Origin of the sequence: Cellulomonas pakistanensis, from assembly GCF_016862755.1 — a bacterium.
GTDB lineage: Bacteria > Actinomycetota > Actinomycetes > Actinomycetales > Cellulomonadaceae > Cellulomonas > Cellulomonas pakistanensis.
The window spans coordinates 41,395-66,101 of sequence record NZ_BONO01000004.1; the positions used below are offsets into that span (position 1 = coordinate 41,395).

22 protein-coding genes are annotated in these 24,707 nt (G+C 77.2%); 16 read left to right on the forward strand and 6 right to left on the reverse strand.

Annotation, left to right across the window (positions count from 1 at the left end; genetic code table 11):
• Nucleotides 1-17: 17 nt before the first annotated feature.
• The 5 genes from Cpa01nite_RS03810 to Cpa01nite_RS03830 form a co-directional block, all read right to left on the reverse strand.
• Nucleotides 18-986 carry an alpha/beta hydrolase gene (locus tag Cpa01nite_RS03810; protein ID WP_203667429.1) on the reverse strand — a complete coding sequence of 323 codons (969 nt, stop codon included), beginning with the start codon at nt 984-986 and terminating at the stop codon, nt 18-20.
• A 33-nt stretch (nt 987-1,019) separates the two neighbouring features.
• Nucleotides 1,020-1,982: a zinc-binding dehydrogenase gene (locus Cpa01nite_RS03815; protein WP_203667430.1), complete on the reverse strand. Its 963-nt coding sequence runs from the start codon at nt 1,980-1,982 to the stop codon at nt 1,020-1,022.
• A 117-nt stretch (nt 1,983-2,099) separates the two neighbouring features.
• Complete coding sequence (locus Cpa01nite_RS03820) at nt 2,100-2,921, reverse strand: maleylpyruvate isomerase N-terminal domain-containing protein (protein ID WP_203667431.1); 822 nt, start codon at nt 2,919-2,921, stop codon at nt 2,100-2,102.
• A gap of 36 nt (nt 2,922-2,957) precedes the next feature.
• Nucleotides 2,958-4,088, reverse strand: a complete 1,131-nt coding sequence (gene metX / locus Cpa01nite_RS03825) for a homoserine O-acetyltransferase MetX (protein ID WP_239068522.1) — start codon at nt 4,086-4,088, stop codon at nt 2,958-2,960.
• Nucleotides 4,089-4,226: 138 nt separating this feature from the next.
• On the reverse strand, nt 4,227-5,546 hold the full coding sequence (locus tag Cpa01nite_RS03830; RefSeq protein ID WP_203667433.1) for a bifunctional o-acetylhomoserine/o-acetylserine sulfhydrylase: 1,320 nt from the start codon (nt 5,544-5,546) through the stop codon (nt 4,227-4,229).
• A 528-nt stretch (nt 5,547-6,074) separates the two neighbouring features.
• Between Cpa01nite_RS03830 and Cpa01nite_RS03835 the strand changes: the two genes are divergently transcribed.
• The gene (locus Cpa01nite_RS03835) at nt 6,075-7,454 is read left to right on the forward strand and encodes a C40 family peptidase (protein WP_203667434.1); all 1,380 of its coding nucleotides are present in this window, start codon (nt 6,075-6,077) and stop codon (nt 7,452-7,454) included.
• 109 nt (nt 7,455-7,563) lie between these two features.
• On the opposite strand, the gene Cpa01nite_RS03840 is transcribed toward Cpa01nite_RS03835, so the two are convergent.
• Entirely contained in the window at nt 7,564-8,061 is a 498-nt protein-coding gene (locus Cpa01nite_RS03840; protein ID WP_146835884.1) for an inorganic diphosphatase, read from the reverse strand.
• Nucleotides 8,062-8,221: 160 nt separating this feature from the next.
• Here Cpa01nite_RS03840 and dacB point away from each other — a divergent pair, with 160 nt between their 5' ends.
• The 15 genes from dacB to Cpa01nite_RS03915 all read left to right on the forward strand — a co-directional run bounded on the left by dacB (nt 8,222) and on the right by Cpa01nite_RS03915 (nt 24,690).
• Nucleotides 8,222-9,637, forward strand: coding sequence for a D-alanyl-D-alanine carboxypeptidase/D-alanyl-D-alanine endopeptidase (gene dacB, locus Cpa01nite_RS03845; RefSeq protein WP_203667435.1), 1,416 nt, complete (start codon nt 8,222-8,224; stop codon nt 9,635-9,637).
• Nucleotides 9,638-9,732: 95 nt separating this feature from the next.
• Nucleotides 9,733-10,743, forward strand: coding sequence for an Rv3626c family coenzyme F420 biosynthesis-associated protein (locus Cpa01nite_RS03850; RefSeq protein ID WP_239068505.1), 1,011 nt, complete (start codon nt 9,733-9,735; stop codon nt 10,741-10,743).
• Between the two features lies 1 nt (nt 10,744).
• Nucleotides 10,745-11,863 (forward strand): tRNA lysidine(34) synthetase TilS, encoded by a 1,119-nt coding sequence (tilS, locus tag Cpa01nite_RS03855; protein WP_203667437.1) that lies wholly within the window; start codon nt 10,745-10,747, stop codon nt 11,861-11,863.
• Between the two features lie 11 nt (nt 11,864-11,874).
• Complete coding sequence (gene hpt / locus Cpa01nite_RS03860; RefSeq protein ID WP_203667554.1) at nt 11,875-12,414, forward strand: hypoxanthine phosphoribosyltransferase; 540 nt, start codon at nt 11,875-11,877, stop codon at nt 12,412-12,414.
• Nucleotides 12,415-12,544: 130 nt separating this feature from the next.
• Nucleotides 12,545-14,572 carry an ATP-dependent zinc metalloprotease FtsH gene (ftsH, locus tag Cpa01nite_RS03865; RefSeq protein WP_203667438.1) on the forward strand — a complete coding sequence of 676 codons (2,028 nt, stop codon included), beginning with the start codon at nt 12,545-12,547 and terminating at the stop codon, nt 14,570-14,572.
• Nucleotides 14,573-14,574: 2 nt separating this feature from the next.
• Nucleotides 14,575-15,177 (forward strand): GTP cyclohydrolase I FolE, encoded by a 603-nt coding sequence (gene folE, locus Cpa01nite_RS03870; RefSeq protein ID WP_239068507.1) that lies wholly within the window; start codon nt 14,575-14,577, stop codon nt 15,175-15,177.
• Between the two features lie 43 nt (nt 15,178-15,220).
• The gene (gene folP / locus Cpa01nite_RS03875; protein WP_373307317.1) at nt 15,221-16,105 is read left to right on the forward strand and encodes a dihydropteroate synthase; all 885 of its coding nucleotides are present in this window, start codon (nt 15,221-15,223) and stop codon (nt 16,103-16,105) included.
• Entirely contained in the window at nt 16,102-17,532 is a 1,431-nt protein-coding gene (gene folK / locus Cpa01nite_RS03880) for a 2-amino-4-hydroxy-6-hydroxymethyldihydropteridine diphosphokinase (protein WP_239068508.1), read from the forward strand. The genes folP and folK overlap by 4 nt, the downstream gene beginning before the upstream one ends.
• Nucleotides 17,532-18,029 (forward strand): DUF3180 domain-containing protein, encoded by a 498-nt coding sequence (locus Cpa01nite_RS03885; RefSeq protein ID WP_203667439.1) that lies wholly within the window; start codon nt 17,532-17,534, stop codon nt 18,027-18,029. Before folK ends, Cpa01nite_RS03885 begins: the two co-directional genes overlap by 1 nt.
• A gap of 219 nt (nt 18,030-18,248) precedes the next feature.
• Nucleotides 18,249-18,740, forward strand: coding sequence for a PH domain-containing protein (locus Cpa01nite_RS03890; RefSeq protein WP_239068523.1), 492 nt, complete (start codon nt 18,249-18,251; stop codon nt 18,738-18,740).
• Nucleotides 18,737-20,437, forward strand: a complete 1,701-nt coding sequence (locus Cpa01nite_RS18815) for a PH domain-containing protein (protein WP_275406196.1) — start codon at nt 18,737-18,739, stop codon at nt 20,435-20,437. The genes Cpa01nite_RS03890 and Cpa01nite_RS18815 overlap by 4 nt, the downstream gene beginning before the upstream one ends.
• Nucleotides 20,434-21,534: a Rossmann-like and DUF2520 domain-containing protein gene (locus Cpa01nite_RS03900; RefSeq protein ID WP_203667441.1), complete on the forward strand. Its 1,101-nt coding sequence runs from the start codon at nt 20,434-20,436 to the stop codon at nt 21,532-21,534. Before Cpa01nite_RS18815 ends, Cpa01nite_RS03900 begins: the two co-directional genes overlap by 4 nt.
• The gene (gene panC / locus Cpa01nite_RS03905; protein WP_203667442.1) at nt 21,531-22,421 is read left to right on the forward strand and encodes a pantoate--beta-alanine ligase; all 891 of its coding nucleotides are present in this window, start codon (nt 21,531-21,533) and stop codon (nt 22,419-22,421) included. Before Cpa01nite_RS03900 ends, panC begins: the two co-directional genes overlap by 4 nt.
• Before the next feature lie 2 nt (nt 22,422-22,423).
• Nucleotides 22,424-22,993: an aspartate 1-decarboxylase gene (gene panD / locus Cpa01nite_RS03910; RefSeq protein WP_239068509.1), complete on the forward strand. Its 570-nt coding sequence runs from the start codon at nt 22,424-22,426 to the stop codon at nt 22,991-22,993.
• Complete coding sequence (locus Cpa01nite_RS03915) at nt 22,990-24,690, forward strand: L-aspartate oxidase (RefSeq protein ID WP_203667443.1); 1,701 nt, start codon at nt 22,990-22,992, stop codon at nt 24,688-24,690. Before panD ends, Cpa01nite_RS03915 begins: the two co-directional genes overlap by 4 nt.
• Nucleotides 24,691-24,707: the final 17 nt, after the last annotated feature.

The window sequence follows — 24,707 nt, forward strand, 5'->3', positions numbered from 1 at the left end:
CGCGGCGGTCCCGCGCGTCACGACCAGCCGTACGCCGCCGTCCACCGGCTGATCTCGGCGTACAGCCGCGCGCGGACCGGTGCCGGCGACAGCGTGAGGTCGTGCAGCCCGCCCCGGATCCGCACGACCGACACCACCGGTCCGAGCTGCACCGCCCGCCGGGCGAGCAGCTCGACGTCCAGCACCACGTCGGCGGCCCGCATGTCCTCGCTCCACCGCGGGCTGATCACCGTCCGGTCGGAGGCGAGCATGAGCACCGGCACGGGGACGTGCAGCCCGAGGGCGACCTCCGCGTGCCCGGCGAGGATCGCGGCGAGCCAGCCCGCCCGCACCGGGAACGCGGGGACCGGCCGCCACGCGTCCTCGTACGTCCACTCCCCGCCGTCCGCGGCGCGGAGGGTGCGGCCGTAGTACCCCGGGTCGATGTTGGGCAGCGGCGCCTTCGGCTGCAGCCGGGCGAGCCGGGCGATCGCGGGCGCGCTGACGTGCCGGACCACCGCGGCCCCCTGCAGCTCCAGCCACGGGGAGTTCAGCACCAGGCCGTGCACGCGCCCGGGGTGCCGGTTCGCCCACAGCACGCTGATCAGCCCGCCCGTGGAGTGGCCCATGACCATCACGCGCGCGAACCGCCCGAGGTCGCGGTGCACCTGGTCGAGCGCCGCCTCGATCTCCTCGTCGTAGGTGCGCAGGTCGTCGACGTAGCCGGGCGTCTGGTGCGGGCGGAGGCTGCGCCCGTACTTGCGCAGGTCGAGGGCGTAGAACGCGGCGCCCTGCGCGTGCCAGAACTCCGCGAGGCCGGTCTGGAAGAAGTAGTCCGACCAGCCGTGCAGGTACAGCACGGCGCGCGACGGGCGGAGCTGCTCCGCGGTCGGCGGCGCGTACCGGACCAGGCTGGCGACGACCTCGCCCTCGTCGTCGGGCGCGAGCTCGATCGTCCGGACGCGGTAGTCCTCGCCGAGGACGTCGGTGCGCCACCGGCCCGCCATCGCGCCTCCCCGTCGGATCGCCCGTCGACCCCGTCAGACCTCGGCGACGACCTTGCCGAACTGCTCGCCGCGCGCCAAGCGTGCCAGGCCCTCGCCGACCCGGGCCAGCGGGACCGTCGAGTCGACGACCGGGCGCACGCCGGTGCGCGCGAGGAACGCGAGCAGCTGCTCGAGGTCCTGCCTGGTGCCCATGGTCGCGCCGAGCACCGCGATCTCCAGGAAGAACACCCGCTGGATCTCCATCGCCGCGGGGTCGCCGGTGGTCGCGCCGGCCACCACGATCGTGCCGCCGGGCCGCACGGAGCGGACGGAGTGCGACCAGGTCGCCGCGCCGACCGTCTCGACCACCAGGTCGACGCGCACCGGCAGCCGCTCGCCGGACGCGACCGCGCCCGCGGCGCCGAGCTCCAGCGCCCGGGCGCGCCGGGTCTCGTCCCGGCTGGTGACCCACACCTCGAGCCCCGCCGCGGCGGCGAGCCGGATCGCGGCGGTGGCGACGCCGCCGCCCGCGCCCTGCACCAGGACGCGCTGCCCCGGCTGCGCGCGCCCGGTGACGAACAGCATCCGGTAGGCCGTCAGCCACGCGGTCGGCACGCAGGCCGCCTCGACGAACGACAGCTCCGACGGCTTGGCGACGAGGTTCCACGTGGGGACGGCGACCCGCTCGGCGATCGTGCCGGGGTACCGCTCGGACAGCAGGGAGCGGGGCTCGTCGGGGCCCACGCCGTGCCCGGACGCCCCGCCGACCACCGCGTGCAGGACGACCTCGCGCCCGTCGGGGGTGACGCCGGCGCCGTCGGTGCCGAGCACCATCGGCAGCTGGTCGGGCTTCAGGCCCACGCCGCGCAGCGACCACAGGTCGTGCTGGTTGAGGGCCGCCGCGCGCACGTCGACGGTCGTCCAGTGCTCGCGGGGCGCCGGGTCGACGTGGTGCCCGACGGTCAGCCCCGCGAGGGGGTCGTCGGGCGAGAACCGGGTGACCATCGCGGCGAGCACCCTCCCGACCCTAGCCCCCGCCGCGGACCACGCACCGGGATCCCGTCGAGACGGCATCGCTCGGCTGTCGTGGTGCGTCCCCGCACAGCCGAGCGTCGCCGTCTCGGCGGGGCGACGTCAGAGGACCGGCAGCATCCGCCCGAGGTCCGGGACCGCGTCCGAGGTGAACCGCGGCGCGAGCGCGGCGGCCAGCACGTCCACGTCGTACGGCACGCGCCCGGCGGCGAGCCGCACCCAGGTCAGCGGCTGCACGACGTCGAGGTCCCACCCGCCGCGGGCCCGCACGATGCGGAGCAGCTCGTGCGCCACGAGGTCGAGCGCGTCGCCGTCGAGCGGCCCCGCCGAGGTGACGCCGTCGCCGAGTCCTGCGGGGCCGAGCCCGCCCGGGACGCCCGGCAGCGGGCCGATGCCGGTGCCGAGCTCGGCGCGGGACCCCGGGGCGGCGCCGCGGGCGCGCGCGAGGGACCGCTGCAGGTCGTCGGCGTGCACCACGAGCTCGGTGATCCGGGACGCCAGCATCGTCGACAGCAGGACCGGGCCGCGGCGGGCCTGGACCACCCGGTCCTCGGGGCCGAGCTCGTCGGCGCGGCGCAGCGCGCGCTGGACGAGGGCGTCGACGTGCCGCAGCGGGTCGTCGGCGATCTCGGCGGCGAGCTCCCTCGTGACGCGGTCGATGTCGGCGGCCCGGCCGGCGTACGACCCGAGGTACTCGGCGAGGCTGAGCGGCACGGTGCCGGCGGGTGCGGGCTCGCACACGGCGAGCGCGTCCATCGCCCGCCCGAGGTGCGCGACCAGCTCGGCCACGCTCCACCCGTCCAGCACGCTGGCCGCGCGGGCGGTGTCCGCGTCCAGCACGTCGCCGACCCACGCGCGCAGCGCGTCCCACTGCCGGCGCAGCACCGCGGTGCGCGCCGTGACGTCCCCGATCCCCGTCTGCATGGGGCCAGCGTGCCAGACGCCGCCGCGCGCCCGACCTCAGCCCGCCAGGTGGTCCCGCACCATCGGGCCGAGCTGCTCGTGCTCGATGAGGAACCCGTCGTGCCCGTACGGCGTGCGCAGCGTGCGCAGCGGCCGGGCGCCCGGCACGCCCGCCGCGATGCGGGCGGACTGCTCCGGCAGGAACAGCCGGTCCGAGTCGACCGCCACGACCAGCGTGTCCGCCGTGATCGTCGCGAGCGCCGCCTCGACGCCGCCGCGGTCCCGGCCGAGGTCGTGCGTGATCATCGACCGGGTGAGCACGGCGTAGGTGTTGGCGTCGAACCGCCGCGCGAGCTTGTCCCCGTGGTGGTCGAGGTAGGACTGCACGGCGAACCGGCCGCCCTCCAGCGGCTCCTCGCCGCCCTGCGGGACCCGGCCGAACCGCGCGTCGAGCTCGGCGGCGCTGCGGTAGGTCTGGTGCGCGATCTGCCGGGCGAGGCCGAGGCCGACGTGCGGGCCCTCGCCGTCCGGCGCGTCGTAGTAGTCGCCGCCGCGGAACCGCGGGTCGGCGGCCAGGGCGGTGAGCTGGGTGTGGAACGAGGCGATCTGGTCGCCCGAGGTCTGCGCGGTGGTCGCGATCGCGGCGAGCCGGCGCACCCGGTGCGGCGCGGTCACCGCCCACTCGAGCGCGCGCTGCCCGCCCATCGACGCGCCGACGACCAGCGCCCAGGACCCGATGCCGAGCGCCTCGGCGAGCCGCAGCTCCGCGGCGACCTGGTCGCGCACGGTGACCTGCGGGAACCGGCCGCCCCACGGGCGCCCGTCCGGGGCGGGGCTCGACGGGCCCGTGCTGCCCTGGCAGCCGCCGAGCACGTTCGGCGCGACGACGTACCAGCGGTCGGTGTCGATCGGCGCGCCGGGGCCGACGAGCGTCGACCACCAGCCGGGCGTCGGGTGCCCCGGGCCGGCGTCGCCGGTGACGTGCGAGTCCCCCGTGAGCGCGTGCAGCACGAGCACCGCGTTGGAGCCGTCCGGCGCGGGCGTGCCCCAGGTCTCGTAGGCCAGGCGGACGTCGGGCAGCCGCCCGCCCGCCTCCAGGTCCAGGGCGCCGAGGTCGACGAACCGGCGGCGGCCGACGGGGTCGCCCTCGCGCCAGGCGGAGGAGGCGCGCGGCAGGGCGCTGGGCAGCGGCCGGCCGGAGCGGTCGGGCGTGGCGGTGCGGGTGGTGCGGTCGGGCACGGGCCGTCCTGACGTGGGTGCGCCGACGGGCGCCGCGGGGGTCGCGGCGCCCGTCGGGGTGGATCGGGTGGTGGGCACGGGGTCGCCTCAGGCCCCCTTGGCGGCGCGGAAGCCGGCGTCGAGGTCGGCGAGGATGTCCTCGATCCCCTCCAGGCCGACGGAGAGCCGGACCAGCCCCGGCGTGACGCCGGACAGCGCCTGCTCCTCGGGCGTCAGCTGGCTGTGGGTCGTGGACGCCGGGTGGATGACCAGCGAGCGCACGTCCCCGATGTTCGCGACGTTGGAGTGCAGCTCGAGCGCGGACACGAACGCCTGGCCGGCGGCGGCCCCGCCCTCGACCTCGAACGCGAGCACCGCGCCGGTGCCCTTCGGGCCGTACTTCTTGCCGAGCTCGTGCTGCGGGTGTGACGGCAGGCCGGCGTAGGTCACGGACAGCACGTCGTCGCGCGCCTCGAGCCACTCGGCGACCTTCTGGGCGTTCGCGACGTGCCGCTCGACGCGCAGCGACAGGGTCTCGAGGCCCTGGGCGATGAGGAACGCGTTGAACGGGCTGATCGCGGCGCCGAGGTCGCGGAGCAGCTGCACCCGCGCGCGCAGCACGTAGGACAGGTTGACGCCGAACGCCCCGTCCTTCCCGAGGTCCCGCGCGAACACGAGGCCGTCGTAGGACGGGTCGGGCGTGTTGAACGACGGGTACCGCTGGGGGTCGGCACCGTAGTCGAACGTGCCGCCGTCGACGATGACGCCGCCGATCGCCGCGCCGTGCCCGCCCAGGTACTTGGTCGCGGAGTGCACGACGACGTCCGCTCCCCACTCCAGCGGCCGGATCAGGTAGGGGGTCGGCACCGTGTTGTCGACGATCAGGGGGACGCCGGACTCGTGGGCGACGCCCGCGACGGTCTCGATGTCGAGGACGTCCTGCTTCGGGTTGGGCACGGTCTCGGCGAAGAACGCCTTCGTGTTCGGCCGGACGGCGTCGCGCCACGCCTGCGGGTCGTGCGGGTCCGTGACGAACGTCGTCTCGATCCCGAACCGGGGCAGCGTGTGGTGCAGCAGGTTGTACGTGCCGCCGTACAGGCTCGGGCTGGCGACGACGTGGCTGCCGGCCTCGGCGATGTTGAGGATCGCGTAGGTCTCGGCGGCCTGGCCGGAGGCGAGCAGCAGCGCGCCGACGCCGCCCTCGAGCGAGGCGATCCGGTCCTCGACCGCCTGGACCGTGGGGTTGCCGATCCGGGTGTAGATCGGGCCGAGGTCCTTGAGCGCGAACCGGTCGGCGGCGGCGCCGGCGTCGGGGAACACGTAGGACGTGGTCTGGTAGATCGGCAGCGCGCGGGCGCCGGTGGCGCTGTCCGGCGTCTGGCCGGCGTGGATCTGGCGGGTCTCGAAGGACCACTGCGACGAGGTCATGAGCTCTCCTGGCGGTGCGTGGGGCGGTGCGGGCGGGTGGAGGCGGTGCGCACGCGCGTCGTGCCAGGAGGAGTCCCGGGCGGCCGGTGCCGGTGGGCGGCTGCCCGGGGGCGACGGGGCGTCGCGGTGGCCGGGGAGCCGGTGCCGCGGGGCCGGTGGGCGGCCTGCGGGCACAGCCGAGCGTGCGCGGGTCAGCGACACATTCGGCGGGACATGCGGTCCACAGTACGGAGCGCCGGTCGGGGCGTGGAACACGCGTCCCACCATCTGGGACGACGCGTCCACGCCGGCGCGGGCGCACCGCCCGGTCGGACCGGGTCGCTCGCCCGGGCGGGTGATTTGTCCCGCCGGCTGTCCGGTTCGTCCCGAACGACGCCGATGTGACTCCTGTGAACGGTGTGACTCGTGTTCACTTCTGTGAATCCGGCGGGTAGCGTCCCTCAGCGGGGCGCGGACAGGCCGCCCGGGTGCGCGGACGGTGCGCACGGGCCGGGTGGCCAGGCGACGAGAGGTGTGGACGTGGTGCGGATGGGACGGACGCGCGCGGTGCGCGGTGCGGCCGCGGTGATCACGGCGGCGGTGCTGCTGGTGCCGGCGGGCGGTGCGGCGCTGGCCGACCCCGACGTCACCGACCAGGACGTGCGGGACGCGCGGCGCGCCGTGACGTCCGCGTCCGGCGCGGTCGCGGGCATCGAGGTGCGGCTCGCCGAGCTCGCGACCGAGGCGGACGCCGCGCAGGTCGCGGTCCAGCAGGCCGGCGAGGACGTCGCCCAGGCTCAGGCCGACCTCGCGAGCGCGCAGCAGGAGGCGCGCGAGGCGTCCGCGCAGTACGACCAGGCGCAGGAGCAGCTCGAGGACGCCCGGTCGACGCTCGTGGCCATCGCCCGGCAGGCGGCCCGCTCCGGCGGCTCCATGGACACCGTGCAGGCGCTGCTGTCCGCCGACGGGTTCGAGGACGTCGTCGAGCGCAGCGAGGCGCTGTCCCGGGTCAGCTCGCGGGCCGACCAGGCGGTGCAGGGCTACCTCGCCGCCGAGCAGGTCGCCACCACGCTCAAGGGCAAGGCCGACGCGGCCGCCGAGGCGCAGGAGACGGCGGCCGCCGACTCGCAGGCCGCGCTGGACGCGGCCGAGCAGGCGCAGAGCGACGCGGACGCCGCCGTCGCCTCCGCGCAGACGGAGCGGGCCGGCCTCATCCAGCAGCTCGCGGTCGCGCGCAACACCAGCGCCGAGGTCGAGCAGGCCCGCCAGGACCAGGTCGACGCCGAGCGCCAGGCGCGCGCCGAGGCGGCCGCCCAGGCCGAGCGCGAGGCGACGCCCGCGCCGAGCGCCCCGGCGGCGGGCGGCGGCTCGGCCGCGCCCAGCACGCCCTCGACGCCGAGCACCCCGGCGGCGCCGAGCACGCCCTCGACGCCGTCGACCCCGAGCACCCCGTCGACGCCCAGCACCCCGTCGACCCCGAGCAACCCGGCGCCGACCACGCCGAAGCCGACCACGCCCGTCGTCACGCCGCCGGCCGCCACCCCGCCGCCGGTGTCGGCGAGCAAGGCGGAGACCGCGATCGCCTGGGCGCGCACCAAGATCGGGCTGCCGTACGTCTGGGGCGGCACGGGCCCCCACGGCTACGACTGCTCGGGCCTGACCCAGGGCGCGTGGAAGGCCGCGGGCGTCAGCCTGAACCGGACCTCGCGCGACCAGTACCGGCAGGTCACCAAGATCGCCTACAGCCAGCTGCAGCCGGGTGACCTGGTGTTCTGGGGCAACAACCCGAACGACGCGAGCAGCGTCTACCACGTGGCGATCTACATCGGGGGCGGCCAGATCCTCGAGGCCCCGAAGCCCGGGACCCCGGTGAAGATCTCCCCGATGCGGTACTTCAACTCCATGGCCTACGCCGGCCGCGTGGGCTGACGGCCCGGCCCGGCCCCACCCGGGCCGGCCAGGACGACGAGAGCCCCGGCGCGCGTGCTGCGCGCCGGGGCTCTCGTGCTGTCGCGCGCCCCGAGGGGCGCCGCGCGGGTCAGTGCTGGTCGTAGCCCGCGTCGATCGCCCGCTGCCGGGAGCGCTCGATCTCGGCCTCGGCCTCGGCTCGGCCGACCCAGTGGGCGCCCTCGACGGACTTGCCGGGCTCGAGGTCCTTGTAGACCTCGAAGAAGTGCTGGATCTCCAGGCGGTGGAAGTCCGAGACGTCGTCGATGTCCTGGCGCCAGGCGGCGCGCTGGTCGCCCGTCGGGACGCAGAGCACCTTGTCGTCGCCGCCGGCCTCGTCGCGCATGCGGAACATGCCGAGCGCGCGGCAGCGGATCAGGCAGCCCGGGAACGTGGGCTCCTCGAGCAGCACCAGCGCGTCCAGCGGGTCGCCGTCCTCGCCCAGGGTGCCGTCGATGAACCCGTAGTCGTCCGGGTACCGGGTCGACGTGAACAGCATGCGGTCCAGCCGGATCCGGCCGGTCGCATGGTCGACCTCGTACTTGTTGCGCTGGCCCTTGGGGATCTCGATCGTGACGTCGAACTCCACACCCGCTCCTTCGTCTCCGCCGGCCGGCCGGACGGCACGGCGCGCAGCTGATCACCGCGGCGTGCCAGGTGGTGGCGCGTCGCCTGCAAGCCCCTAGTGTGACGCACGGACGGCGCGGCGGCGGCCCGCGCAGGTGAAGACGACGGGAACAGGTGGTCCGGTGGCGCGCGCGGGCAGGACGGTGGGCGCGGCGGCGCTCGTGCTGGTGCTGGCCGCGGGCGGCTACGCCACGGCGGACGCGTACGACGTCGTGCCCGGGGTGGTGACCCTCGCGCCCGAGCCCGCGCCGGCGGAGCCGTTCCCGGACGCGCCCGGCGCCGGTACGGTCGGGACGGGCGCCGCGGTGCTGGCCGACCTGGACGCGGCGGCCCCGGCGCCGGACGGCGCGCAGGTGCAGGCGCTGGTCGACGCGCTGGGCGCGGACCCGCGGCTGGGCCCCTCCGTCGGGGTGCTGGTCGCCGACGCCCTGACCGGGGACGTCCTGGCGGAGCGCGCGCCCGACGCGGCGCGCACGCCCGCGTCCACCGCCAAGCTCGTCACCGGCGTGGCGGCCCTCACCCGGCTCGGCGCCGCGCGCACGTTCGACACCACGGTGCGGCAGGGCGCGGGCGACCAGGTCGTGCTGGTGGGCGGCGGCGACATGATGCTGGCCGCCGGCGCGGGCGACCCGGACGCGGTGAACGGCCGCGCGGGCCTCGCGGACCTCGCCGCGCTCGTGGCGGTGCAGCTGACGCTGGCCGGCAGGGACACCGTCACGCTGGGGCTGGACGACAGCCTGTTCACCGGGCCGGCGACCGCACCCGGCTGGGACGCCGCGGACCTGGCCAGCGGCTACGTCGCGCCGGTCGCGCCGCTGGCCGTCGACATCGCGAAGATCTCCGCGGGGGAGTACCCGCCGCGGCACGCCGACCCCGCGATGCACGCGGCCACCGAGTTCGCAGCGCGGCTCGGCGAGGTGGGGATCACCGTGACCGGCGCGCCGACCCGGGTGTCGTCGCCCGCGACCGGCGACGTGCTGGGCGTCGTGTCCTCGGCGCCCGTGCCGGAGGTCGCGCAGTACTTCCTCGACACCTCGGACAACACGATCACCGAGGTGGTCGCCCGCATGGTCGCGCTCGACCTCGACCTGCCGGCCAGCTTCGAGGGCGCGACCCAGGCGGTGCTCCGCACGGTGCAGGCGCTGGGCGTCGACACCGACGGCGCGGCGCTCGCGGACGCGTCCGGCCTGGCGGAGGGGTCGGCGCTGCCGCCGCGGCTGCTGCTCGGCCTGCTGGAGCTCGTCGTCGACCCCGCGCACCCCGAGCTGCGGGAGGTGAGCAACGGGATGCCGGTCGGCGGGCTGACCGGGACGCTCGCCGACCGGTTCCGCTCCGGCGACGCCACCGGCCTGGTGCGCGCGAAGACCGGCAGCCTGGCGAGCGTCACCTCGCTCGCCGGGTCGGTGCTGGACGCCGACGGGCGGCTGCTGCTGTTCGTGCTGATGGCGGACCAGACCGGCGCGGTGGGGCAGTACCAGCCGCGGCAGGCGCTCGACGGGTTCGTCACGCAGCTCGCCGGCTGCGGCTGCCGCGGGTGACGCGGGCGCGCCGGCGCGGGTGACGCCGGGCGCCGCTGCAGCCCCCGTGGGCGTCCGGGCGGCGCGGCGTGACCGCGGCTGGCTACGGTGGGCGGGTGCAGCCGGCCGTGGACTGGGACCTGGCCGCCCGGCTCGCCGCGCGAGCGGTGCGGTCCGGGCCGGCCGCCTCGCGCGCGGAGCGGGCCGACGTGGTCGCCGAGCTGCGTGCCGCGGCGCCCGCCGCGGCGGGGCACGTCGCGCGGATCACCCGCATGCTGCCGGCCGACCCGGGCGCCCCGGCTGACGACGTCCGGGTCGTCGACCGCGCCTCCTGGGCGCGGGCGAACGTCCGCGCGCTCGAGGGGCTGACCGGCCGGGTGGGCGTGCCCGCCGACCGCGGCCTGCGGGGCACCGCGGGCGCCGGGCAGGTGGCGGCCGTGCTCGGGCTGCTGTCCGGGTCGGTGCTGGGGCAGTACGACCCGTGGGGCCCGCGCGGCACGCTGCTGCTGGTCGCCCCGAACGTCCTCGCGGTCGAGCGGTCGCTCGGCGTCGACCCCGCCGACTTCCGGCTCTGGGTGACGCTGCACGAGCAGACGCACGCGCAGCAGTTCGCGTCCGCGCCCTGGCTCGTGGCGCACCTGACCGACCGGCTGCGGGTGCTGCTCGCGGAGGAGGCGACCGGCCGGCGCGGCGGGTCCCGTGATCCCCGGGAGCGGTCGGGGCCCGGCGCCGGCGGCCCGCGGTCGCTGCTCGACCTGCTCGACCCGCGGCAGCGCGTCGTGCTCGACGAGGTCGGCGCCGTGATGGCGCTGCTCGAGGGGCACGCCGACGTGACGATGGACGCGGTCGGCCGCTCCGTCGTGCCGTCGGTGCGCCGGATCCGCCGCCGGTTCGAGGCCCGCCGCTCCGGCGCCCCGGGCACGGGCGGCATGCGCCGGGCGCTGCGCGCGGTGCTCGGCCTGGACGTCAAGCTCGCGCAGTACCGGGACGGCGCGGCGTTCGTGCGCGCGGTGCGCCGGCGCGTCGGCACCGACGGGCTGAACGCCGTGTGGGGGTCGGCCGGGACGCTGCCGTCCGCCGCGGAGATCGCCGACCCGGCCGCGTGGGTGCGCCGGGTGCACGGCTGACGTGGCCGGCCCGCACCCGGCCGTCGCGGCGGTCCGCGGCGCCGTGTCGGGCGCGCTGGGCGACGTGCCCGCGGGCGCGCTCGTGCTCGTCGCCTGCTCCGGCGGGCCGGACTCGCTGGCGCTCGCGGCCGGCGCGGCGTTCGTGGCCGGGTCGCGCGCGCGCCGCGGCGAGCCGTCGTGGCGCGTCGGCGCCGTGGTGGTCGACCACCGGCTGCAGCCGGGGTCCGGCGAGGTCGCGGCGCGGGCGGCGGCGGCCTGCCGCGCGCTCGGGCTCGACCCGGTCGAGGTGCCGGCGGTCGACGCGACGGGGCCCGGCGGGCCCGAGGCGGCGGCGCGGGACGCCCGGTACGCCGCGCTCGACGACGCCGCGACGCGGCTGGGTGCGGCGGCGGTGCTGCTCGGGCACACCCGCGACGACCAGGCGGAGGGCGTGCTGCTCGGGCTCGCCCGCGGCTCGGGGGCGCGGTCGCTGGCCGGCATGCCCGCCGCGCGCGGGCTGCTGCGCCGGCCGCTGCTCGGGCTGGCGCGGGCGGACACGCTCGCCGCGTGCGCCGCGCTGGGGCTCGACCCCTGGCACGACCCGACCAACTCGCCCGCGGACGGCGACGCCGGCGCGCCCGCCCGGTCCCGGGTGCGCGCGCGGGTGCTGCCGGTGCTGGAGCAGGAGCTCGGGCCCGGCGTGGCGGCGGCGCTCGCGCGGTCCGCGGAGCTGCTGCGGGAGGACGCGGACGCGCTCGACGCGCTGGCGGCGGAGCTGCTCGCGCGGGCCGGGGCGGCGGCCGCCGACGACGGGGCTCCCGCTGTCCTGCTCGACGCCGCCGTCCTCGCCGCCGCCCCCGCGGCCCTCCGGAACCGCGCCCTGCGCGCCGCGGCGGTGCGCGCGGGGTCGCCGCCGGGCTCGGTCACGCGCGCGCACGTCGCGGCGCTGGCCGCGCTCGTCACGGACTGGCGCGGGCAGGGCCCCGTGCACCTCCCGGGGCGCGTGGCGGCGGCCCGCGCGTGTGGCAGGCTTGCGCTGGGCGCGACGCCCGTCGGCCGGGACCCGGACGACGCCGCTCGCGCGGGCCCGGCGGCACCCGCGGGCCAGGGGCCGGACGACGAGGGAGACCCGCAGCGGTGAACGTGGACGACATGGGCGCGGACCTGGAGCGCGTGCTCCTGACCGAGGAGCAGCTCGGCGCCCGCCTGGACGAGATCGCCGCGCAGATCGACGCGGACTACGCCGGCCGGGAGATCCTGGTCGTCGGCGTGCTCAAGGGCGCGGTCATGGTGATGGCCGACCTGGCCCGCCGGATCAGCACCCCGCTCGCCATGGACTGGATGGCGGTGTCGTCCTACGGCTCCGGCACCAAGTCGTCGGGCGTGGTGCGGATCCTCAAGGACCTGGACGCCGACCTGACCGGCAAGCACGTGCTGATCGTCGAGGACATCATCGACTCCGGCCTCACGCTGTCCTGGCTGCTGGCCAACCTGCGCAGCCGCGGCCCGGCCTCGGTCGAGATCGCCACCATGCTGCGCAAGCCCGAGGCCGCCAAGGTCGAGGTCGACGTGCGGTACGTCGGGTTCGACATCCCGAACGAGTTCGTCGTCGGCTACGGCCTCGACTACGCGGAGAAGTACCGGAACCTGCCGTTCGTCGGGACGCTGGCGCCGCACGTCTACTCCTCCTGAGCCCGTCCGGCCCCGGAGGAGCGCGTCCCGCCCTGGGCGAACACGGGCCGCCCGGCCCAGGTTCGGCGTGTAACTTCGGGGTCTCCACCCCTGCGACCGGAGGGACGAGGGGGCCTGCCCCCGTCTGCCCATGACACTCAAGCGCCTCACCCGCGGACCCGTGCTGTGGATCGTCGTCGCCGTCGTGATCCTGTGGATCGCGGCCAGCGCCTTCATGTCCTCCGGCGTGCAGCGGATCGACACCTCCGACGGCCTCGAGCTGCTCCAGGACGGCAAGGTCGAGCAGGCCCTGGTGACCGAGGGCTCGCAGCGGGTCGACCTCACGCTGACCGAGGACTTCGTCAAGGACGACGAGAACCTCGGCACGAACGTGCAGTTCTACTACGTCGTGCCGCAGGGGCCGACCGTGGTGGAGGCGATCGCGGCGGCCGACCCCGAGGGCGGCTACACCTCGGACGTCCCGCAGCAGTCGTGGTGGGGCAGCCTGCTCACGCTGATCCTGCCGTTCATCATCATCCTGGGTCTGTTCTGGTTCCTCATGTCGTCCATGCAGGGCGGCGGCTCGCGGGTGATGTCCTTCGGCAAGTCGAAGGCCAAGCTCGTGTCCAAGGAGTCGCCGCAGGTGACGTTCGCCGACGTGGCGGGCGTGGACGAGGCGCTCGAGGAGCTGCAGGAGATCAAGGAGTTCCTCTCCGAGCCCGGCAAGTTCCAGGCCGTCGGCGCGAAGATCCCCAAGGGCGTGCTGCTGTACGGCCCGCCCGGGACCGGCAAGACCCTGCTGGCGCGCGCGGTCGCGGGCGAGGCGGGCGTGCCGTTCTACTCGATCTCCGGCTCCGACTTCGTCGAGATGTTCGTCGGCGTCGGCGCGAGCCGCGTCCGGGACCTGTTCAACCAGGCCAAGGAGAACTCGCCGGCGATCATCTTCATCGACGAGATCGACGCCGTCGGCCGGCACCGCGGCGCCGGCATGGGCGGCGGCCACGACGAGCGCGAGCAGACGCTCAACCAGATGCTCGTCGAGATGGACGGCTTCGACGTCAAGACGAACGTCATCCTCATCGCGGCGACCAACCGCCCCGACATCCTCGACCCCGCGCTGCTGCGCCCGGGCCGGTTCGACCGCCAGGTGTCGGTCGAGGCGCCGGACCTCAAGGGCCGCGAGCGGATCCTCCAGGTGCACGCGCAGGGCAAGCCGATGGCCACGGACGTCGACCTCGAGGCCGTCGCGCGCCGGACGCCGGGCTTCACCGGCGCCGACCTCGCGAACGTGCTCAACGAGGCCGCGCTGCTCACCGCGCGGTCGAACGCGCAGATCATCGACAACCGCGCGCTGGACGAGGCGATCGACCGCGTGATCGCCGGCCCGCAGAAGCGCACCCGCGTCATGAAGGTCAAGGAGCAGAAGATCACCGCGTACCACGAGGGCGGCCACGCCCTGGTGGCGGCGGCGCTGCGGTACACCGACCCGGTGACCAAGGTGACGATCCTGCCCCGCGGGCGCGCGCTCGGGTACACGATGGTCATGCCGACCGAGGACAAGTACTCGACGACGCGCAACGAGCTGCTCGACCAGCTCGCGTACGCGATGGGCGGCCGGGTGGCCGAGGAGCTCGTGTTCCACGACCCCACCACCGGCGCCAGCAACGACATCGAGAAGGCCAGCGCCACGGCCCGCAAGATGGTCACGCAGTACGGCATGAGCGAGCGAGTCGGCGCCGTGAAGCTCGGGTCGGACGGCAGCGAGCCGTTCATGGGCCGCGACATGGGCCACGGCCGCGACTACTCCGAGACGGTCGCCGGCACGGTCGACGTCGAGGTGCGCAAGCTCATGGACGCCGCGCACACCGAGGCGTGGGAGATCCTCGTCGAGTACCGCGACGTGCTGGACCACCTGGTGCTCGAGCTGATGGAGAAGGAGACCCTGAACCAGCAGGAGCTGGCGGTCATCTTCGAGCCGATCACCAAGCGCCCGCCGCGCGAGGTGTGGCTGTCCAGCGAGCAGCGCTCCGTCTCCGACCGCCCGCCGGTGCTCACCCCGAAGGAGAAGGCCGAGCAGAACGGCTCGGTGATCCCGCAGGACGAGGCCGCCGCGGCCAAGGACGAGCACCCTGCCGCCGTCGCGGTCGAGGTGCCGCCGAGCCAGACCCCGGACGCCTGAGCGTGGCCGCCGACGGCCGCGGCCGGCGCCGCGAGGTGCCGCCGTACGACGCCGCGCGCGCCGAGGCGGCGGTCCGCGAGCTGCTGCTGGCCGTCGGCGAGGACCCGGACCGCGAGGGGCTGCGGGACACGCCGGCCCGCGTGGCCCGGGCGTACCAGGAGATCTTCGCCGGCCTCCGCCAGGACCCGCACGACGTGCTGAGCGCGACGTTCGACATCGGGCACGAGGAGATGGTCCTGGTCAAGGACATCGAGGTGTACTCGACCTGCGAGCACCACCTCGTGCCGTTCCACGGCGTGGCGCACATCGGGTACATCCCCGGGGAGTCCGGCAAGGTGACCGGCCTGAGCAAGCTGGCCCGGCTGGTCGACGTCTACGCCCGCCGGCCGCAGGTGCAGGAGCGGATGACCGGCGAGATCGCCGACGCGCTGGTCGAGGTGCTCCAGCCGCGCGGGGTCCTGGTGGTGGTCGAGTGCGAGCACCTGTGCATGTCCATGCGCGGCGTCCGCAAGCCGGGCTCGCGGACCGTGACCTCCGCCGTGCGCGGCCAGATGCGCGACGCCGCGACCCGGGCCGAGGCGATGAGCCTCGTCACCGGCCGCTGAGGGTGTTCCCGCAGGCCGCCGCCGACCGCCTAGGCTGACTGTCGTGCGTCCCCCCTCGCCGCTCCCGCCCGCGCTGGCCGCCGCCGGTCGGGCCGGCCGGGCGCTGGTCATGGGCGTGGTCAACGTGACGCCCGACTCGTTCTCGGACGGCGGCCGGTGGTTCGCCCCGGACGCCGCCGTCGCCCACGGGCTGGCCCTGCTCGCCGACGGCGCGGACCTGCTCGACGTCGGGGGCGAGTCCACCCGGCCGGGCGCCGCGCGCGTCCCGGTGGCCGAGGAGCTGGACCGGGTGCTGCCCGTCGTCCGCGAGCTGGCGTCCCGCGGCGCCGCCGTCAGCGTCGACACCACCCGCGCCGAGGTGGCCGAGGCCGCGGTCGCGGCGGGCGCCGTGGTGGTGAACGACGTGTCCGGCGGGCTCGCCGACCCGGAGATCCGCGGGGTGGTCGCGCGCACCGGCGTCGTCTACGTGGCGATGCACTGGCGCGGGCACGCCGACGTCATGGACTCGCTCGCGCAGTACGACGACGTGGTGGCCGACGTGCGCCGCGAGCTCGCGGAGCGGGTCGCCGAGCTGCGCGCGGCCGGGGTCGCGGACCACCAGGTCGTGCTGGACCCGGGCCTCGGGTTCGCCAAGCCCGGCTCCGCCAACTGGCCCCTGCTCGCCCGGCTGCCGGAGCTCGTCGCCGACGGGTTCCCGGTCCTGGTCGGGGCGTCCCGCAAGCGGTTCCTCGGCCACCTGCTGGCCGACGACGACGGGGCCCCGGCCCCGCCGGAGCAGCGCGACGCGGCGACCGCGGCGGTGTCCGCGCTCGCGGCGGCGGCGGGCGCGTGGTGCGTGCGGGTGCACGAGGCACGAGGAACGGCCGACGCGGTGCGCGTCGCGGCCCGGTGGAGGGCGGCTGCGCCGTCCGGGGAGGACATCCGATGAGCGACGAGGCGGACGTGGCGGGCCGCGACGGCCACCGGCTGGACCGGATCCGGCTGGTCGGCGTGACCGCCACCGGGTACCACGGCGTGTTCGAGCACGAGCGGCGCGAGGGCCAGACCTTCGTGGCCGACGTCGTGGCGCACCTGGACACCCGGCGCGCGGCCGCGACCGACGACCTGCGGCACACCCTCAACTACGGCGTGCTCGCCGAGCAGGTGGTGACGGTGCTCGCCGGCGAGCCCGCCGACCTGGTCGAGACCGTCGCGGAGCGGATCGCCGCCACCGTGCTCGCGCACCCGCAGGTGCAGTGCGTCGACGTCGCCGTGCACAAGCCGCAGGCGCCGATCACGGTGCCGTTCGGCGACGTCGTGGTGGAGGTGCGGCGCGACCGCACCTGGCTGCCCGCCGCCGAGCCCGTGCCGGACGACGCGCCGCGCTGGCGTCCGGAGCCGGACGCGCCCGCGCCGTCGGGCGGGTTCGCGATCCCGGAGCTCGCGCCGCCGGGGGCCGGGCCGGGCGAGACCGCAGCCGCGCCCGCGCTGCCGGTGCTGCCCACCCCCGCCGCCGGCCCGGAGGGCTCCGCGCCGGTGCCGCCCGATGCGACCGCCGTGCTGCCGGCCGCCGCCGAGGCCGTGCCCGCCGACCTCGAGGTGCCGCCCGCTCCGCCCGGACCCGTGGCGGGCGCCGGCCGGGGCCCGGAGGACGACGTGGTGGAGGCCGAGCTGGTGCAGGACGCGCTGGACGTCGCGCCGGAGGCGCCGGTCGAGGTGGTCCTCGCCATCGGGTCCAACCTCGGCGCCGCGCAGGACACGCTGCGGGACGCCGTCGCCGACCTGGCCGCCGTGCCCGGTCTCGAGGTGGTCGACGTGTCCGCGCTCGCGCGCACCGCGCCCGTCGGCGGGCCGGAGCAGCCGGACTTCCTCAACGCCGTGCTCGTCGCCCGGACCACGCTGTCGCCGCGCGACCTGCTGCGCGCCACCTCCGAGGTCGAGCGCCGGCACGGGCGCGAGCGCCTGGTGCGCTGGGGCCCGCGCACCCTCGACGTCGACATCATCGTGTACGGCGACGTCTCGGCCGTGACCGACGACCTCGAGCTGCCCCACCCGCGCGCCCACGAGCGCGCGTTCGTGCTCCAGCCCTGGGCGCAGGTGCAGCCCGAGGCGGTCCTGCACGGGCTGGGCGGCGGGCCCGTCGCCCAGCTGGCGGCGACCGCGCCCGACCGCGACGGCGTGCGCTGGCTCGCGCTGGACTGGCTGACCGCGCCGGTGCCGGCCGCGCAGCCCGACCCGGGCGAGGCGGGCGCGGCGGCGCGGGACGGGCACGGGGCGCACGACGGGCGCGACGGACGGGGCGGTGAGCCGCTGGGCGGCGTCGCCGACCCGCTGACCGACCCGCTCGGCGGGTCGCCGGGCCGGCTGGACCCCTGATGCAGCGCACCCGCGCCCGCACGCTCGTCCTGGTGGCCGTGGCCGCGACCGCGCTCGGCTACCTGGTCGTCCGCGTGCTCGGCAGCCGCGGCCTCGACCTCCCGCAGGTGCCGTGGCTCATGGTGGCGGTGCTCGTGCTGATCGCCGCCGTGGTGCTGGCCATGGGCTGGTCCGTGCGGCAGTACCTGCGCGGGAAGCACCCGACCCTCGACCCGCTGCGGGCCGCCCGCACCGCCGTGCTGGCCAAGGCGTCCTGCTACACCGGCGCGCTGCTCGGCGGCTGGTACGCGGCCCAGGTGGTCGCGGTGCTGGGCGACCTCGGGATCGAGGCGCAGCGGGACCGCGCGCTGGCCGCCGGGCTCGCCGTGCTCGGCGCGCTGGTGCTGGCCGTCGCGGGCCTGGTCACCGAGTGGATGTGCCGGGTCCCGCCGCCCGAGGACCCGGAGGGCGCGCCGGGGTCCCCGCGGGACGCGTCGCCGGACGCCGCGGCCGGTTGACGACCGGGCCGGGCTCCGGGCGCGCGCGGGCCCGGCGATGGAAGGATGGTGGGCATGAGCTCACCCGAGGGTGCCGGTCACCCGCAGCCGGACGCCGCCGTCCCGCCCGTCGCGCCGTCCGCCGACGCCCCGCAGCCGGTCGCCGCGCCGGCGCGCGCGCCGCACGCTGCGCCGGCCGCCGCGGTCGACGGTCCGCCCGGCGAGCCCGGCACCGCGCCGGTGCGCGAGAGCGAGCCCTTCGAGCCCGCCGGCGTCGGCTGGACGCCGGTGTCCCCGCGCCTGGCCACCGCCCGGCTGGTCGTCGCGCTGGCGTGGCTCGGCGTGCCGCTGGTGGTGCTCGTCGTCGTCGCCGCGCTCACCGGCAACGCGTGGGTCTGGGCGTCCGCCGCCCTGGTCGCGGCGCTGGCGGCGTGGGTGCTCTGGCTGGTCCCGCGCCAGGTGCGCGCCATGGGCTACGCCGAGCGCGCCGACGACCTGCTGCTGCGTCGCGGCATCGTGTTCCGGTCGATGGTCGTCGTGCCGTACGGCCGGATGCAGTACGTCGACGTCACCGCCGGGCCGCTCGCCCGTAAGCTCGGCATCGCGTCCGTCCAGCTGCACACCGCCTCGCCCGGCACCGACGCGTCGATCGACGGCCTGCCCACCGCCGAGGCGGCGCGGCTGCGCGACCAGCTCGCGTCCCGGGGCGAGGCCCGGCTGGCGGGGCTGTGACCGCGGACCGCCCGCTGCCGGCCGGGGCGGTGCCGCCGGTCGGCGCCGCCGCGACCCCGGCGGACGCCGTCGCGACCCCCGCCGGCGCCGCCGCGACCCCCGCGGACGCCGCCGCGCCCGCGCTCGCCCCCGAGCCGCCCGCCGACGATCTTGCCTGGCGCCGCATGCACCCCGTCACCCCCGCGGTGAAGGGCTGGAAGGTCCTGGTCGCGGTGCTCGCCGTTCTCGCCTGGAACGCCGCGGACGACGTGCGGCAGCTCGCCGAGCTGCTGGGCGGGCGCGCGTGGCTGGTGATCGTCGGGGCGATCGTGCTGATCACGCTGATCGGGTTCGGCTACTCGGCGATCGCCTGGCGGATGACCCGGTTCGCGGTGACCGACGACGCCGTGCACCTGCGGTCCGGGGTCGTGTTCCGGCAGCAGCGCCAGGCCCGGCTCGACCGGCTGCAGGCCGTCGACGTCGTGCAGCCGCTGCTCGCGCGCATCATCGGGCTGTCGGAGCTGCGCCTGGAGGTCGCCGGCGGCGCCGGGTCGGGGGTGTCGCTCGCCTTCCTGCGGGAGGCCGAGGCGGAACAGCTGCGCGCCGAGCTGCTCGCGCGCGCCGCGGGCCTGCACCGCGGCGGCCGCCCGCGCCCGGCCGTCGCCGGGTCGACCCCCGCGGGTCCCGCCGCGCCGCAGGCCGGGCCCGCCGCCCCGCCGCTCGCCACCACCGCCCCCGACGCCGTCCCGGCCACCGGCCACCCGGCGACCCCGGACCCGGACGCCGCGCTGAGCCTCCCCGTCGAGCCGGACGAGGACTGGGCCGCTGCGCCGGTCGCGCCCGAGCGCCCGGTGTACGAGGTGCCGGTCGGCCGGCTGCTGCTGTCGACGCTGCTGTCCTCGGCGACCATCTGGCTCGTCGTCATGCTCGGCGGCGTCGGCGCGCTGATCGTGAGCACCGGCCGCGTGGGGTCGGCGTTCGCCCTGCTGCCCGCGCTGCTCGGCGTCGTGTCCTACTCGTGGACCCGGTTCAACCGCGGCGCGAACTTCCGGGCGGCGATCTCCCCGGACGGCATCCGGCTGCGGCACGGGCTGACGGAGTCGCGCGCGCAGACCGTCCCGCCGGGCCGGGTCCAGGCCGTCAGGGTCACCCAGGGCCTGCTCTGGCGGAAGCAGGACTGGTGGCGGGTCGAGGTGAACGTCGCGGGCTACGGCAGCACCGGCGACCAGGCCCAGACGGAGAACGTCCTGCTGCCGGTCGGCACCCGCGACGAGGCGCTGCTCGCGCTGTGGCTCGTGCTGCCCGACCTCGGCACGGCGGACCCGCGCGCGCTCGTCGACGCCGGGCTCACGGGTCGCGAGGCCGACGGCGGCTGGGCGGTCGCCCCGCGCCGGTCCCGGTGGCTGGACCCGGTCGGCTGGCGCCGGCACGGCGTGACGGTCACCGACCGCGCGCTGGTGCTGCGCTCGGGCGTGCTGGTCCGCCAGCTCGTGGTCGTGCCGCACGAGCGCACCCAGTCGCTCCAGCTCGCGCAGGGTCCGCTGCAGCGCCGGCTCGGCCTCGCCTCGTTCCAGCTGCACTCCACCCCCGGGCCGGTCGCACCGCGGGTGGACCACCTCGACGCGCGCGTCGCGGCCGGGCTCCTCGACGAGCAGGCGGCGCGCGCCCGGACGGCCCGCGCCGGTGCGGGGCCCGAGCAGTGGATGCGCCGGGCATGACGCGCCTCGGGATCGGCGTCGTCGGCGCGGGCCGGGTCGGCGCGGTGCTGGGCAGCGCGCTGCGCGCGGCCGGGCACCCGGTGGTCGGCGTGAGCGCCGTGTCCGAGGCGTCCCGGGACCGGGCGGACGCGCTGCTGCCCGGCGTGCCGGTGCTGGACGTGCCCGAGGTCGTGCGGCGCGCGGAGCTGGTGGTGCTCGCGGTGCCGGACGACGCGCTGCCCGACCTGGTGGCGGGGCTCGCGTCGACCGGCGCCTGGCAGGCGGGGCAGATCGTGGTGCACACGGCCGGCCGCTACGGGGCGGCGGTGCTCGACCCGGCGCGCGCGCAGGGCGTCATCCCGATCGCGCTGCACCCGGCCATGACGTTCACGGGCACGTCGCTCGACCTGTCCCGGCTGGTCGGCTGCTCGTTCGCGGTCACGGCGCCGACGCCCGTGCTGCCCATCGGCCAGGCGCTCGTCGTCGAGATGGGCGGGGAGCCCGTCGTGGTCGACGAGGCGGCCCGGCCGCTCTACCACGCGGCCCTGGCGCACGGGGCGAACCACCTGGTCGTGCTGGTCGCGCAGGCCGGCCAGGCGCTCGCGGCGGCGGGCGTCGCCGACCCGGGCGCGGTGCTGCGGCCGCTGCTGACCGCCGCGCTGGACGGCGCGCTGCGCGCCGAGTCGGCGGGTGGCGGCCGGGACGCCGGGGGCGACGTGACCAACGGCGCCGTGACCACCCTGACCGGGCCGGTGCGGCGCGGCGACGCGGGCACGGTCCGCGACCACCTGGACGTGCTGACCGGGCTCGGCGTGCGGACGGGCGCCACGGACGTCGCGGCCTCGTACCGCGCGCTGTCCCGGGCGGCGACCGGGCGGGCGCTCGCGGCGGGGCTGCTCCGCGCGGAGCAGGGGCGCGCGCTGCTGGACGTGCTGGCGACGGGCGACCCGGCGGGGGAGGCCGGCGACGACCCCGGCGGGGCGGCCCCGGGCGCCGGCGTGGGGCCGGGCCCGGCTCACGCACCGGGCCCGGACGGGAGTACGGTGCACGGCGCGCACGACGACGAGGGCGCGGGCGGGATCGACCCGCCCGGCGCCGACCAGGAGGACCAGGCATGACCCAGGCACGCACGGGTGCCCCCGCGCTGGCGCGCACGCGCCCCGAGCTCGCCGACGCGCTGGCGGCGCGGCCGGCCGGCGGACGCGCCGTGGTGATGACGATGGGCGCGCTGCACGCCGGGCACCTGTCCCTGGTGCGCGAGGCGCGCGCCCGGGGCGAGCAGGTGGTGGTGACGATCTTCGTCAACCCGCTGCAGTTCGGCCCCGCCGAGGACCTGGACCGCTACCCGCGCGACCTCGACGGCGACCTCGCCCTGCTCACCGGGCCGGACCTCCTGGGGGAGGGCGACGTCGTGCTCGCGCCGACCCCGGACGTCGTCTACCCGGACGGCGACCCGGGCGTGCGCGTCTCGGCCGGCCCCGTCGGCACGGTGTACGAGGGCGCGACCCGCCCCGGTCACCTGGACGGCGTGCTGACCGTGGTGCTCAAGCTGATGCACCTGGTCGCCCCGGACGTCGCGCTCTTCGGGCGCAAGGACGTGCAGCAGCTCGCCGCCGTGCGCCGCATGGTGCGGGACCTGGACGTGCCGGTCGAGGTCGTGGGCGTGCCCACGGTCCGGGACGCCGACGGGCTCGCGCTGTCCTCGCGGAACGCGTACCTGTCCGCCGCCGAGCGGGAGCAGGCGCTGGCGCTGAGCCGCGCGCTGGCCGCGGGCCGGGCCGCCGCCGGGGCGGGGCACGACGCGGACGCCGTGCGCGCCGCCGCCCGGGACGTGCTGGACGGCGCCGCGGTCGGCACCGACTACGTGGCGCTGGTGGACCCGGTGACGTTCGAGGACGTCGCCGGCGACGCGGGTGCCCTGTCCGGCCGCACCGCCGTGCTGGCGCTCGCGGCCACGGTCGGCGCGACCCGGCTGATCGACAACTCCGACGTGAGGTGGGCGTGACCATGACCTCGCTGCTGCGGCCGATGATGATCGGCAAGATCCACCGCGCGACCGTGACGCAGGCCGACCTGCACTACGTCGGGTCCATCACGGTCGACGCGCACCTGCTCGCCGCCGCGGACCTGCTGCCCGGCCAGCAGGTCGACGTGGTCGACGTGACCAACGGCGCCCGGCTCACCACCTACGTCATCGCGGGCGAGGCGGGGTCCGGGCAGATCTGCATCAACGGCGCCGCCGCGCACCTGGTGCACCCGGGCGACGTGGTGATCCTCATCGCCTACGGGATGCTCTCCGACGCCGAGGCGCGCACGTACGAGCCGCACGTCGTCCTGGTGGACGCCGACAACCGGATCATGGACACCGGGCACGACCCGGGCACCGTGCCCGAGTCGTGGACGGCCGCGTCGGGGCTGCATTCGAGCGGCGTGCCGTTCGACCAGGGGCGCGCGCTGGTGGAGCGCGACGGCGCCGCGGGGGTCGACGGGACCCCCGACGGGCGCGAGCACCCGGTGCGCGACGACCTGGGGGCGGGGGCGAGCGACGCCGGGCGGGACGCGGGCGCCGGTCGGTGACCGCGCTGGCCGGTCGGCTCGCCGCGCCCGCCCCGGGCTGGACCGCCCGCGCCGACGCCGTCGTGGTCGGGTCCGGCATCGCCGGGCTGACGGCGGCGCTGGAGCTGCGCACGCGCGTGCCGCGGGTGCTGCTCGTGACCAAGGACCGCCTGGTGTCGGGGTCGACGGTGTGGGCCCAGGGCGGGATCGCCGCGGCGCTCGACCCGGCGGACTCGCCGGAGGCGCACCTGCGGGACACGCTCGTCGCGGGCGTGGGGCTGTGCGACCCGCGGGCGGTCGAGGTGCTGGTCACCGAGGGCCCCGCGCGGGTCCGCGAGCTCGTCGCGCGCGGCGCGGTGTTCGACACCGAGCCCGACGGCACCCTCAGCCTGACCCGCGAGGGCGGCCACCACGCCGACCGCGTCGCGCACGCGGGCGGCGACGCCACGGGCGCCGAGATCTCCCGCGCGCTGGTCGCCCAGCTCGCCGCGGTCCGGGCCGACCCGGGCATCGAGGTGATCGAGCACGCGCTGGTCCTCGACGTGCTGACCGCGGCCCCCGGCCGGGACGGTCGCCCGGGGCCGGTGTGCGGCGTGACGCTGCACGTGATCGGCGAGGGCAGCCGCGACGGCGTCGGGGCGGTCCTCGCGCCGGCCGTGGTGCTCGCGACCGGCGGCATCGGCCAGGTGTTCCGGTCCTCGACCAACCCCGTGCAGGCGACCGGCGACGGCCTGGCCGCGGCCCTGCGCGCGGGCGCGGCGGTGGGCGACGTCGAGTTCGTGCAGTTCCACCCGACGGTGCTGTGGCTCGGCGCCGGGGTGAAGGGGCAGCTCGCGCTGATCTCCGAGGCGGTCCGCGGCGAGGGGGCGCACCTGGTCGACGTCGACGGGCACCGGTTCCTCACCGGCGTGCACCCGCTGGCCGAGCTCGCGCCCCGGGACGTCGTGGCCAAGGCGATCGTCCGCCAGATGGCGCGCACCGGCGCCGACCACGTGCTGCTCGACGCCCGGCACCTCGGCGCCGACCGGATCCGCCGGCGGTTCCCCACCATCGGCGCGCGGCTCGCCGAGCACGGCCTCGACCTCGCCACCGACCTCGTGCCGGTCGCCCCCGCCCAGCACTACCACTCGGGCGGCGTCGTCACCGACCTGGTCGGCCGGTCGACCCTGCCCGGCCTGTACGCGGTCGGCGAGGTGGCGTGCACCGGCGTGCACGGGGCGAACCGGCTCGCGTCGAACTCGCTGCTCGAGGGCCTGGTGTTCGCGCACCGCGCCGCGCACGACATCGCGCACCGGGTCGAGACCGGCGCCCTGCGCCCCGCCGAGCCCGTCGAGCGGCCCGGCCCCGAGGCCCTGGTCGCCGGCGCCGCTCGCTCGCGGGTGCAGCGGATCGCGACCGACGGGCCGGGCGTGCTGCGGTCCGCGGCCGGCCTGGCGGCGGCCGAGCGGGCGCTCGCGGGGATCCGCACGGACGCGCACCGCGCCGTCGAGGGCGGCGAGCGGCCCGTCGCCGACCCGCAGGTCGCGGAGTGGGAGACGACCAACGTGCACCAGGTCGCGACCGTGCTGACCGCGACGGCGGCCACCCGCCGGGAGACCCGCGGCGGCCACCTGCGCAGCGACCACCCGGACCGGGACGACGCCCGCTGGCTGGTGCGGGTCGAGGCGACCCGGACCCCGGACGGCGAGCTGGTGCAGCGCCGGGTCCCCCAGGACTGACCCGCTCCCGGGCTCGA

Excerpts from the sequence above, each read along its gene's own strand:
- panC (WP_203667442.1), top strand. The coding sequence starts at position 21,531 with ATGACCCAGGCACGCACGGGTGCCCCCGCGCTGGCGCGCACGCGCCCC.
- folK (WP_239068508.1), top strand. The coding sequence starts at position 16,102 with ATGAGCGACGAGGCGGACGTGGCGGGCCGCGACGGCCACCGGCTGGAC.
- Cpa01nite_RS03885 (WP_203667439.1), top strand. The coding sequence starts at position 17,532 with ATGCAGCGCACCCGCGCCCGCACGCTCGTCCTGGTGGCCGTGGCCGCG.
- hpt (WP_203667554.1), top strand. The coding sequence starts at position 11,875 with ATGGGCGCGGACCTGGAGCGCGTGCTCCTGACCGAGGAGCAGCTCGGC.
- panD (WP_239068509.1), top strand. The coding sequence starts at position 22,424 with ATGACCTCGCTGCTGCGGCCGATGATGATCGGCAAGATCCACCGCGCG.
- Cpa01nite_RS03820 (WP_203667431.1), bottom strand. The coding sequence starts at position 2,921 with ATGCAGACGGGGATCGGGGACGTCACGGCGCGCACCGCGGTGCTGCGC.
- Cpa01nite_RS03830 (WP_203667433.1), bottom strand. The coding sequence starts at position 5,546 with ATGACCTCGTCGCAGTGGTCCTTCGAGACCCGCCAGATCCACGCCGGC.
- Cpa01nite_RS03900 (WP_203667441.1), top strand. The coding sequence starts at position 20,434 with ATGACGCGCCTCGGGATCGGCGTCGTCGGCGCGGGCCGGGTCGGCGCG.
- Cpa01nite_RS03835 (WP_203667434.1), top strand. The coding sequence starts at position 6,075 with ATGGGACGGACGCGCGCGGTGCGCGGTGCGGCCGCGGTGATCACGGCG.
- Cpa01nite_RS03810 (WP_203667429.1), bottom strand. The coding sequence starts at position 986 with ATGGCGGGCCGGTGGCGCACCGACGTCCTCGGCGAGGACTACCGCGTC.
- ftsH (WP_203667438.1), top strand. The coding sequence starts at position 12,545 with ATGACACTCAAGCGCCTCACCCGCGGACCCGTGCTGTGGATCGTCGTC.